The following is a 12133-nucleotide window of genomic DNA, read 5'->3' as shown; positions in this document are numbered from 1 at the left end:
GATGGAGAAGAAAACCTTGGGCAGTCGGTTACAAGAGTTGCTGACCTGGCGCCCTCTCCAAACCTTTATCAGTCACTACCAGAGTGCAGAGATGGATTTATCAAGTGTTGCGGTCGCCTATTATCTTATGCTGACCGCTTTTCCACTCTTAGTTATCGTGGCTAATTTGGTGCCTTATCTGCCCATCAATGTGTCTGATATTTTGGAGATGATGGAAACCAATCTGCCACCTCAACTTTACCAAATGACTCAGGGAGTGGTACGAACTATTTTTGCGAAACCAGCCCAAGGAATTTTGGGGATCGCAACAATAACAGGATTGTGGACCATGACAAAGAGCCTGACCTCTCTGCAAAAAGCAGTTAACAAGGTTTATCAGGCTTCACCCCACCGAGATTTTGTGATTAGTTATGCCATTGGTATCTTGACCAGTTTGTTAATTCTCTTTCTTTTGACCTTTGCCTTGATGTTGACGACATTTTCTGAAGCTATTTTACAGGTGATTAACCGTCGTTATCCCTTGGGAGATATGGCTGATTTGGCCTTAAAGTTGACCCAGCCCCTCCTTGGTTTGATTATTTTTATTGGTATTGGTGTCTTATATTTTATTTTGCCCAATGTCAAAATCAAGAAAATTCGCTACATCTTACCAGGAACTGTCCTGACCAGTTTTGTGATTATTTTTTTGAATAATCTGCTAGGTGCCTATGTAGCTAAACAGCTTGAACGTCTGGGTGATTTGAGGGTGTTTGGATCGGTGGTCGCACTAGTTATTATGGCTTGGTTTATTGTTTTGGCTAGGATTTTGATTACAGGAGCGGTCTTTAATGCTACCTTACAAAATCTATCTCAGGGCAACCTTGAAAGCCGGCGTGGCGATGTTAAGGCTCTTTTACAAGGAGTTGGTGAGGAGCCTTCAACCAATCATGCAACAAGTAGTAAAGAAGCGAGTGGTGACAATCACTAAGGTCCTAGTTAGTGTGGATTTGAGAAATTAGCTCGTTATAGAACATACCTCATTAGTTGGCTAATGGGGTATGTTTTTTAGTAAGAATTAGCTTGGGAGTCTTTCTAGACATGGCTGGTTAAAAAGATTCAGAATAGACTAGACAAATTTAAGGCTTTATGATTTAATAGATGTATTGGGAGACCAATGTTGTGAAAAATAAAATAGGGGGTCATGATATGATAAGAAAAGAAACGTTTTCACTTCGGAAATATAAGATTGGTACTGTATCCGTTCTTTTGGGTGCAGTTTTTTTATTGGCCGGTCAGCCTAGTGTTGCTGCTGATGACTTGCAACCGGCAGAAACGACGACTCAGCTGACGGTTTCTGACACCACTATTCAAGAGGTGCCGCTCCTGGCTAGCCAAGTGGAAAATCAAGTGGTCTTAGGTGACAAACAAGAATCGACCATGGCAGTAGTGGCTGATGAAAGTCCAGTTCTTGCTCCATCTCCAACTCCTGTGGAAGAGGCAAAACTAGCTCAAGTGGCTACTGAGACCAGTTTGGTTCAGGGAAACACAGAAACAAGACGTGATTCAGAGACTGAAACCAGTGCCCAAGTAGTAGCAGTCGGCTATCAAGCTCCACAGGCTAAGGCTGAAGAGGCCAGTCCACAAAATATTGATAGTAATACCATTGTAACCGTTCCTCAAGTTTGGCAAAGTGGCTACAAAGGGGAAGGGCAGGTTGTTGCTATTATTGACTCGGGGTTAGATGTTGACCATGATGCCTTGCGGATTTCTGATCTGTCAAAGGCTAAATATAAGACCAAAGAAGAGTTAGAAGTGGCTAAGGTTGCAGCAGGGATTGACTACGGGCAATGGTATAACGATAAAGTTGTCTTTGGTCATAACTATGTTGATGTCAATAACAAACTCAAGGAAGAAGAAAAAAGATCTCATGGCATGCACGTTACGGGGATTGCAACGGGAAATCCAAGTAAAGAAGTGGCTGGTGAGTTGATTTATGGGGTTGCGCCCGAAGCCCAAGTGATGTTTATGCGTGTCTTTTCTGATCTAAATCAAACGACCAATCCGGCCCTCTATGTTCGAGCCATCGAGGATGCTGTCAAATTGGGGGCAGATAGTATTAACCTAAGTTTGGGAGGGGCAAATGGCTCCGTGGTCAATATGGATGAAACAGTGACCGCAGCCATTGAACTGGCAAGAAAATCTGGAGTCACGGTGGTTATTTCTGCTGGAAATGATGGTGCCTTTGGTTCCGGTCATTCTTTGCCAGCAGCGGAAAATCCTGATTATGGCTTGGTTAGCAATCCGTCAACAGCGCGTGATGTTATTTCTGTTGCCTCTTACAACAATACAACCATGGCTAATAAGGTCTTGAACATTCTCGGATTGGAAGACAATGCAGAATTGAATTATGGTAGAAGTTCTTTTGCTAATCCAGATAAAAGTGACTTAAAATTTGAGGAAGGGAGGATCTATGAGTATGTTGCCGCAGGTCTAGGGCTGCCAACAGATTTTGATGGTTTGGATTTGACAGGAAAACTGGCCCTTATCAAACGAGGAGAGATTACTTTCACCGAAAAAATTGCTAATGCGGCAGCAGCTGGTGCGATTGGGGTCGTGGTTTATAATAATCGGCCAGGGGAAGCTAATATTACCATGTCTTTAGAAGAGGCAGGCTTTGTGGTACCATCGCTCTTTATTCCTTATGAATTTGGGGAGGCTCTCGCAGCAAATGCTTATAAGATTCAATTGAATAATGAATCGGTCAAAGAGGCAAATCCGCAGGCAGGTCGTTTGTCTGATTTTACCAGTTGGGGCCTATCTGCTGATGGAGAACTTAAGCCAGATTTGAGTGCTCCGGGTGGTTTTATCTATGCGGCAATCAATGACAATGATTATGGGAGCATGAGTGGTACAAGTATGGCGGCCCCCCATGTGGCTGGAGCAGCAGTATTGGTAAAACAACACCTTCAAACCCAATATCCTGAAAAAACAGCACAAGAAATTGAGGCCTTGATTAAACACCTCTTAATGTCCACTGCTCAACCTCACGTTAATCAGGAGACAGGAGCCTACACGTCTCCAAGACAACAAGGAGCCGGAATCATGGATACGGCGGCAGCCATCTCTCGTCAACTTTACCTAACGGGAGAAGAGGGATATAGTAGTGTTACTCTGGGTAATGTTGAGGATCAATTTAGTTTTGACCTAACAATCCATAACCTTAGTCAAGAAGATCGGACCTTAGATTATGTCACACATTTAAATACGGACACGGTAGCTGACGGATTCATTACGCTAGCCCCACGCGCCCTTGCAGAAATTCCGGGTGGGCGCCTTACTGTCAAAGCTAATCAATCAACCACGGTAAGGATTACGGTTGATGCCTCAACTTTTCGTGAGGAATTACTTGGTTTGATGAAAAATGGTTACTTTTTAGAAGGTTTTGTTCGGTTTACGGATGCCACTGACGGTAGTGATTTGGTCAGCATTCCTTACGTTGGTTTCCGCGGAGCCTTCCAAAATCTCCCAGTGGTTGAAGAGCCAATTTATAACTTGTTAGCAGATGGCAAGGGAGGCTTTTATTTTGAGCCGGTAGCAGATGAAGCGAGAGTACTTGAGGAAGGTCAGCACTATACAGGCCTAGTTACTGGGCAGACAGAGTTGATTTATTCAACTGATGACAGAAGTGATTTTAAACTGAAAGCCCTGGGAACGTTTAAAAATGAAGCTGGTCGTTTTGTATTGCAATTAGATGAAACTGGTAAACCTCACTTGGCACTGTCGCCGAATGGTGATAATAATCAGGATTCACTTGCCTTTAGAGGGGTCTTTTTGAGAAATTACACCAACTTAGTGGCTAGTGTTTATGCAGCGACTGATCTAGAGCGTCAAAACCCCTTGTGGACAAGCAAGCCTCAGGCGGGGAACAAGAATTTTTATGCAGATAACCCAGAGTTAGAAAAATCTAGCCTGATTACCGCAACAGAGTGGGCAGGTAAGGATCAGGAAGGTAGTGATTTGCCTGATGGTAAATACCAGTACGTGTTAACCTATTCATCAGAAGTGCCAGGGGCAGATCAACAAACCATGATTTTTGATGTGATTGTGGATCGTCAAGCTCCGGTGATAACCACGGCAACCTATGATGATAAGACCTTTAATTTCCGAGCTAGAAAGGCTTTGGACAGGGGAGAGTCAGGTATTTTTAGAGAGCAGGTCTTTTATTTGGTGGCAGATGAATCAGGTCAAACAACTCTTGTTAGCCTGACGGAAAATGGAGGAGCAAGCGTTGCAGATAATAAGGTATTTGTTGCTCGAAATACAGATGGCTCCTTTACGCTTCCTTTGGACTTGGCCGACTTGTCTAAGTTTTATTACACAGTGGAAGATTTCGCAGGTAATGTCACTTATGCCAAGGTTCAAGATTTACTTAGCATTGGCAATGATAGGGGGCTTGTGACGGTCAACATGCTTGATAAGGAGACCAACCAAGCGACACCAGTTGAATTTTCTTATGCGGTCAGAGATCAGGCGGGAAATCTTGTTACTGAACTTCCTCGTTATGCGGGAGATAAACAGACCTTGATGTTACCATTTGGGACCTATACCTTTGACCTTTTCCTTTATAATAAGGAGTGGGCTACTGTAGCCGGAGAGACTAAGGTAACAGTGACCATTGATGAAAAAAATAGTAAGGAAGCTATTAATTTCTATGTCACAGTCAGAGATAAGGCCAGTCTTTTGGTTGATGTTGATAAACAGTTGCCAGTAGGATCAAGCCTTGGCTTGGAAACCCCTGAAGGCCAACTATTGATTCTACCAAATGCTAAATATTCTAAAACAGACTATGGCAAATTTGTTCCGCTAGGTGAGTACAAGCTGGTCGTTAATTTACCAGAAGGCTATGAATTTTTGGAAGATTTAACCGTATCTGTTTTGGCTGATAAAGCCAATGTCAAAACATTGACCCTTTTAGATAAAAGAGAGCTCCTCGCTCAATTAGCAGCGCTTCTTAATGTAGAAAAAACACCAGCCTACTATAACGCTGATCTAGCCCAACAGGTTGCTTATCAACAAGCCCTCACCTTGGCTCAAACTACGGTAAGTAGCAAGCAAACTCAGGAGGAAATTGATACTGTCTTAGCTGCTTTAGTAACTGCTAAGGACAAGTTACAGGGACAGCCGACTGACAGGCGTGGCCTGCAAGCAGAGATTGATCAATACCAAAGTATCTTGGCAAACTATCAGTATTACAATGCCACAAAGACCAAGCAGGTACAATATGAAACCTTGGTTCGTTCGGCTCAACTTGTTTTAGCAGATGAGCAAGCTAGCCAAGTTAGTGTTAATCAGGCCCTGTCAAGTCTTAGTCAAGCAAGGGAGGAGTTAGACGGGCAAGAAACCGATTACCGAGCTCTTCGCGATGCGGTTGGCTTTTCTTCACTGCTAAAAGCAACAGCAGCCAAATATAAAAATGCTTCAGAGACAAGCAAGGTAATTTATGATAAGGCAGTGGAGCTGGCGCAAGCACTTCTAGCAACAAAAGAAGCCACTCAAGACATGGTTGATCAAGCCTTGGCCCAATTAACTGAGGCTCACGCAGGATTGGATGGCAGAGATTCAGCACATTCAGAGCAAGCATCGTCAAGTCAAGAGACGGAAGAGCTTAAGGAGGAGCAAGCAAGCCCACCGGATATCCAATTAAATCAGGAATCGCAAGAGCCTAAAACAGAACAGGAGACATCACCGGCTCGTAAACAAGACCAAAAAATAAGTCTACTGGTATCTGAGACAGATTATCTGGTGTCAGCTCAGCCCTTACCGACTGATCAGTCAGATCTTATGTCGGTGACGGCTAAAGCCCATCTATCAGGAAATGGGATTAAGTCAGTAACCCTTGTCGCTCCTAGCAAGACGGAGACAGTGAGCGCTACAGGTAAGCGGGCGCTTTCAAGAAGAGTAGTGGAACAAAACCTACCTCAGACAGCTGGTCGCCAAAGTCCTCACCTACTAGTTTTAGGGTTAGTCTTGACTGGTTTGACTCTTGGTCAGCTAGTGATTAGCAAGCGAAGAAAATCTAATCTTTAAGGATAATCAGTCATTTGACCTAGTGGTCGTGAACTTGGATGGTTTAAAGAACCGTCCAAGTTTTTTACTTCATTAAGTTAGACTGACAGCCCTTACCTGATAGTTGTGATAATTTTTATGGTATAATAGAAAAATGAAAACCATAAAAGAAGTCTATGCAAGTCATGCAGAAATCCCATATATTGCAGAAGAATATCAGGAAGAATTACTCGTTAAGCCGATTCCCAAGTGGGCAATGGTCAGGACAGAAGAAGGGTTATTGCCCGGGCACCTGATTATGCTTTGGCGTGTGAATTTTGGTACCTACACCACTAGCCATCCTCATCATAAATATTTTGCGACTAGCTATGGGATTGATGCCCAAAAAGAGTTAGATTATTTAATTGAGCAGGGCTATGCTCAGAAAGATGGTGCGTTTGCCTCCCTTCAACACTTACCAGCTAGGCAATTAAAAGAACTGCTCAAGGAAAAGCAGGTTGCTGGCTTGTCTAAAATGAAACGTCAGGAGTTAGACCAAGCCATGCAGAGGGTCTATACAGAAGAAGAACTGGCAGGTAAATTTGAGTTGCGAGGCTATTCTGTTTTGCCTAAGGGGGCACGCTTGTTAGAAAAATATCCTGAGATTGTTGCCAAACACCCGCAGAAAAAATATTAATCAGGAGGTATCTAGATGCTGCTGTCCTCGCAACCCTACCTGGTGACTTTTTTTAAGCATGATGATTATGCTTATAACCAACAACCCATCCTGCTTTATGCAGGAACGTCACCGCAAGATCTCAAACTCTATAAGGAATTACCCATCAAGGGGAGAGACCCGTCGATCATTAAACGAGGGGATACCTATTATATTTTGGTGACGGATTATAGCTTGAAAAATCCCCATGACATGACCATTTATACTACCAAGGATTTTGAGAAGTTTCAGCGGTATGATTTGTCGGCAGGCCTGCTTTCTGAGGAGAGGCCCCATGTGTGGGCCAGTGATTTCTTTGTAGACAAGACAGGTCAGCTATGGGTGGTAACTTCGGTCAATGATCGGGGACGGGAGAAAACCTATACCGGTTATTGGCAGCCGTCTTTTAGTCCTTATTTGGTTCCGTTGGATTTGGAGAAAATGACCTTAGGGAAACCGAGGAAGTTAGAACTAGCTGACACTAACTATATTGATGGCTATATTTTTACAGTTGGTAGCCAGTATAATATGGTGATAAAAGATGAGACCAATAAACAGTTGGAATTGTGGTCCAGTGAGGACTTGCTTAATTGGAAACAGGACCTGGATATTATTCCCAATACAGGCCGCTGGGTTGAGGGAGCTTCTGTCTTGTACGACAAGGAAAGTAAAGAATACACGATTTATATTGACCAATACAATCCCACTCAGACAGCAGAAGCAGGCATGTATTATGTTAAAACCAAGGATTTTAAAAGCTTTAGCAAGCGTTATCGGTTGGTGACGGACCAGCGTGTGCGTCATGGCAGTGGCATTGTTGATGATAACTTTAAGCCCAAAAAGTGGTGGCAGACCTTGTCAGAAAAAATCAAGGCCTGGTTACGAAAGTCTTGGCATTTCTTTTTTACTTAGATGTGAGATTATGCTATACTAGATATTATTGAGAGACAGTTAGGAGAAAAAAATGGAACTAGTCCGTGAACAAGTATTTTTAAATCAGTACCACTATGATGCGCGCAACCTGGAGTGGGAGAAAGAAAATGGTACTCCTGAGACGACTGCAGAGGTGACTTTTCAGTTGGTTAAAAAAGACGAGGTGGCCAATGAGACAACCATCGTTGCTGTCCTCCAATCAATGATTGTGAAAGAAGAATTTGTCTTGACCGCTGTGGTGTCTCAGATGATTCACATTAAAGACCGCTTGGTGAATGAGCCGAGTGAATTTTCACAAGCAGAGGTAGAAAACTTGGCTGCTCCTCTTTTGGATATGTTGCAGCGCTTGACTTATGAGGTGACAGAGATTGCCTTGGATCGTCCTGGTATCGCATTGGAGTTTTAACAATGAAATTAGCCGTTATTACAGATTCGTCTGCTTATTTGACGGAGCATGAACGACAACATCCAAATTTATATTGCCTTGATATTCCCATTATCATTGATAAGGAAAGTTATGTCGAGGGTAAAAATCTATCTTTGGAGGAGTTTTACAGGCACTTACGTCAGTCAGGAGACTTGCCAACGACGAGTCAGCCTAGCTTGGCGGAACTGACCACTCTTTTGGAACAATTGGCTCAAGAAGGCTACAGTCATGTGTTAGGTTTGTTTCTATCTAGTGGTATTTCGGGTTTTTGGCAAAATATTCAGTACTTGATTGATGATTATGAGATGACTCTTGCTTTTCCAGATACTAAGATAACCAGTGCCCCCTTGGGAAGTATGGTGAAAAATGTCTTGGCTTGGTCTGAACAGGGCTACGACTTTCCTCAGTTGTTGGAATTGCTCCAGCAGCAGATTGATGGGACTGGGGCCTTTATCATGGTGGATGATTTAAATCATCTGGTTCGAGGTGGTCGCCTATCAAATGGGGCAGCCTTGTTGGGAAACCTCTTGAGCATTAAACCAATCTTGTATTTTAATCAGCAAGGGGTTATTGAGGTCTTTGATAAGGTGCGCACAGAGAAAAAGGCCCAAAAGCGCCTGATTGATATTTTAGAGGAGTTGACTGCAGGTGATGCCTACGAGATTTTTATCATTCATTCTCGGGCAGATGATAAGGCTGATAGTCTCTACCAGCAACTGTTGGCAGAGGGTTACGCAGAGAAAGACCTGACAATTGTTCCTTTCAACAGTGTTATTGCTACCCATTTGGGTGAGGGAGCCATTGCTCTTGGGATGACACCAAAATTAACGAGTTGAGATAAGCGATGAAGATATTAAATCCTTTGCCTTCTGAGTTTCAGAAGGCTTTACCCATATTGGAAAGTATTAGACAGGCAGGTTATGAGGCCTATTTTGTTGGCGGGAGTGTCCGTGATAGTTTGTTGGGACAAGCCATCCATGATGTCGATATTGCCACCAGTGCTTACCCACAGGAAATCAAGCAGATTTTTGAACGAACAATCGATGTAGGGATTGAGCATGGCACAGTTTTGGTTTTGACCAAGCAGGGCGAATATGAAGTGACGACCTTTCGGACAGAAGATGTCTATGTGGATTATCGTCGTCCGAGCCAGGTGTCTTTTGTGCGTTCGCTAACAGAAGATTTAAAGCGGCGGGATTTCACGGTTAATGCCTTTGCTCTGAGTGAGACTGGAGAAGTGATTGACCAGTTTGATGGCCTGTTAGATTTGTCAAATCAAACCCTACGAGCAGTGGGTCTGCCTCAAGAACGTTTCAAAGAGGACGCCCTACGTATTATGCGTGGTTTTCGTTTTGTGGCAAGTTTAGGATTTGAGATAGAGGAGCAGACCTTTGTAGCCATGACAGCCTGTGCCCCCTTACTAGAAAAAATTTCTGTGGAGCGTTCGTTTATTGAGTTTGATAAACTATTGATGGCTCCCTACTGGAAAAAAGGGATTGAAGCCCTGGTTCGCAGTGAGGCCTATGATTATCTCCCAGAAATGGCTGGTCAAGGGGCTAGTTTGACGCAATTATGGCAGTCTTTGGAGGCGGACTTTTCATTTGCCTGTGCGGAGCAAGCCTGGGCCTATGTGATTATTTGCCTGGATTGTTCAAGTAAGCCGTTTTTGAAAAAATGGAAGACCTCTGTTAATTTTCAAAAGACAGTCAGTCAATTGGTTGAAGCCTATCACTATCGTCAGACAAATGACTGGACTCTACGCCAGCTTTATGATTATGGGCAAGGACTCTTGCTATTAGTGGAAGAATTGCGGCAAGGTTTAGGTTTATCGGTTGATTTAGAGGCTATTACCCAGCTAGCAGACCAGCTTAGTATTAGGCACAAGACTGATATCTTGGTCAAAGGAGCTGATCTCATGGCAGCGTTCGCCATCAAACCTGGACCACAATTGGGTCAGCTCTTGACCAAAATTGAGGACCGTATCGTGATGGGCAAGCTCGCCAATGATCGGCAAGCTATTTTGACTTTTGTGGAAGGAGAATTAGATGGGTGATTTTTTAGTTGATAGATTGACGAAGTCTGTAGGTGATAAGACGGTTTTTCAAGAGATTTCCTTTGTCATCCATGAAGGTGATCGGATTGGCCTAATTGGTGTCAATGGAACGGGCAAAACCACTCTCTTAGATGTTTTAGCTGGTCACACAGGATTTGATGGGGATCGTTCTCCTTTTACCAAGGTCAGTGATTATCAAATAGCCTATTTGACACAGGAGCCGGATTTTGAGGACCATCAGACGGTCCTAGAAGCGGTCTTGTCAGCTGATTTACGTGAGGTACAGCTTTTACAAGCCTATGAAGGTTTAATGAGGAACTATCAAGAAGAGTCTCAGCAAGACCTAGATCAGCTCATGGCTGAAATGGATGCCTTGAATGTCTGGGCCTTTGAAAGTGATGTTAAAACCATCCTGTCGAAGCTTGGGATTCAAGACTGGTATCAAGTAATCGGTCAACTATCAGGAGGTTTACGTCGACGGGTACAATTGGCTAAGGCCTTATTAGCGGATGCTGATCTCTTGCTTTTAGATGAACCTACTAATCACTTGGATATTGAGAGTATTGCTTGGCTGACTAATTTTTTAACTACCAGTAAAAAAACGGTTCTTTTCATTACTCACGACCGTTATTTTTTAGATAATGTTGCAACGCGGGTATTTGAATTAGATAAGGCTAACCTCAAGGAATATCAAGGGAATTATCAGGATTATGTCCGTTTAAAGGCTGAGCAGGATGAGCGAGACCTCGCCAATTTTCATAAGAAATCTCAACTGTACAAACAAGAATTGGCCTGGATGCGGACTCAACCCCAGGCTAGGGCGACCAAACAACAGGCTAGGATTAATCGTTTTCATGACTTGAAAAAATCCCTGCAAAATCAAGAAGGCCCCACAGACTTGACCATGACTTTTGAAACGAGTCGTATTGGTAAGAAAGTTATTGAGTTTCAGCAGGCTGGTTTTGCTTATGGAAGCAAGCAGATTTTCCGAGATTTTAATCTTTTAATTCAGAATCGTGACCGTCTAGGGATTATTGGTGATAATGGCGTGGGCAAGACTACCTTGCTTCATTTGATTAACGGTGATTTGGACTTGACAGAGGGCCAGTTAAGTATTGGTGAAACAGTCAAGGTTGGTTATTTTTCTCAACAAATCAAGGATATGGATGGCAGTAAAAGGGTCATCAATTATTTACAAGAAGTGGCAGATGAGGTAAAATTATCAAGGGGTAGCATCAGTGTCACCAACCTCTTAGAGCAATTTCTATTTCCCAGAACCAGCCACGGCAGCTTGATTGAAAAATTATCGGGAGGAGAAAAGAAGCGACTCTATCTTCTCAAACTATTATTAGAACAACCCAATGTTTTGCTCCTTGATGAGCCAACGAATGATTTGGATATTGCAACCCTGACTGTCTTGGAGCAATTCTTGGCAGAGTTTACGGGACCAGTCATTACGGTTAGCCATGACCGCTATTTTTTGGATAAGGTGGCCAATAAAATCCTGGCCTTTGAAGCGGGAGGAATTCGTGAATTTTTTGGTAATTACACAGATTACTTGGATGAAAAAGACTTTCTGTTGACCTATGAAGCAGATATGGCCCAAATCAGCAAGCAGAAAGTTGAAAAAACAAAGGAGACGAAAAAACGCCTTTCTTATTTTGAACAAAAGGAATGGGACACCATTGAAGATGAGATTGTCAAATTGGAGGAAGATATCATAGCCCTTGAAGAAGCGATGGCCCAGCATGCCAGTGATTATGGCAAACTTGCAGAACTGCAAAGAGAATTAGATGATAACAACGAAGCCCTCTTAGCAAAGTATGATCGCTACGAGTATTTGAGTCATTTGGCTAACTAGGAATTTTTTCAACCACCTGTTTTGGTGGTTTTTTTGCTGACCTGACTTTTCTTTAACATTCCTTAAATCGTTTGTTATAGCCGGATTATCGGTTGACAAAGGGACATCAAAGTTTTATAA

Annotated in this window: 8 protein-coding genes; all 8 read left to right on the top strand. The window is 43.0% G+C overall.

Annotated features, from left to right (window positions below; genetic code table 11):
* Position 1 precedes the first annotated feature (1 nt).
* The 8 genes from FRX57_RS02465 (at position 2) to FRX57_RS02430 (ending at position 12013) form a co-directional block, all read left to right on the top strand.
* Complete coding sequence (locus FRX57_RS02465; RefSeq protein WP_146566292.1) at positions 2 to 967, top strand: YihY/virulence factor BrkB family protein; 966 nt, start codon at positions 2 to 4, stop codon at positions 965 to 967.
* 218 nt (positions 968 to 1185) lie between these two features.
* Entirely contained in the window at positions 1186 to 6066 is a 4881-nt protein-coding gene (locus tag FRX57_RS02460; protein WP_146566290.1) for a S8 family serine peptidase, read from the top strand.
* Between the two features lie 133 nt (positions 6067 to 6199).
* Positions 6200 to 6721 (top strand): hypothetical protein, encoded by a 522-nt coding sequence (locus tag FRX57_RS02455; RefSeq protein WP_146566288.1) that lies wholly within the window; start codon positions 6200 to 6202, stop codon positions 6719 to 6721.
* A gap of 15 nt (positions 6722 to 6736) precedes the next feature.
* Positions 6737 to 7651 carry a glycoside hydrolase family protein gene (locus tag FRX57_RS02450; protein ID WP_146566286.1) on the top strand — a complete coding sequence of 305 codons (915 nt, stop codon included), beginning with the start codon at positions 6737 to 6739 and terminating at the stop codon, positions 7649 to 7651.
* A gap of 52 nt (positions 7652 to 7703) precedes the next feature.
* Positions 7704 to 8078, top strand: a complete 375-nt coding sequence (locus FRX57_RS02445; protein WP_146566284.1) for a DUF1149 family protein — start codon at positions 7704 to 7706, stop codon at positions 8076 to 8078.
* Between the two features lie 2 nt (positions 8079 to 8080).
* Positions 8081 to 8935: a DegV family protein gene (locus FRX57_RS02440; RefSeq protein ID WP_146566282.1), complete on the top strand. Its 855-nt coding sequence runs from the start codon at positions 8081 to 8083 to the stop codon at positions 8933 to 8935.
* Between the two features lie 8 nt (positions 8936 to 8943).
* Positions 8944 to 10152, top strand: coding sequence for a CCA tRNA nucleotidyltransferase (locus FRX57_RS02435; RefSeq protein WP_146566279.1), 1209 nt, complete (start codon positions 8944 to 8946; stop codon positions 10150 to 10152).
* The gene (locus FRX57_RS02430) at positions 10145 to 12013 is read left to right on the top strand and encodes an ABC-F family ATP-binding cassette domain-containing protein (RefSeq protein WP_146566277.1); all 1869 of its coding nucleotides are present in this window, start codon (positions 10145 to 10147) and stop codon (positions 12011 to 12013) included. Before FRX57_RS02435 ends, FRX57_RS02430 begins: the two co-directional genes overlap by 8 nt.
* Positions 12014 to 12133: the final 120 nt, after the last annotated feature.

It is taken from the genome of Streptococcus cuniculipharyngis (assembly GCF_007859195.1).
Lineage (GTDB): Bacteria > Bacillota > Bacilli > Lactobacillales > Streptococcaceae > Streptococcus > Streptococcus cuniculipharyngis.
The sequence above is the reverse complement of the archived record's forward strand: the minus strand, read 5'-3'. Positions and strand labels throughout refer to the sequence as shown.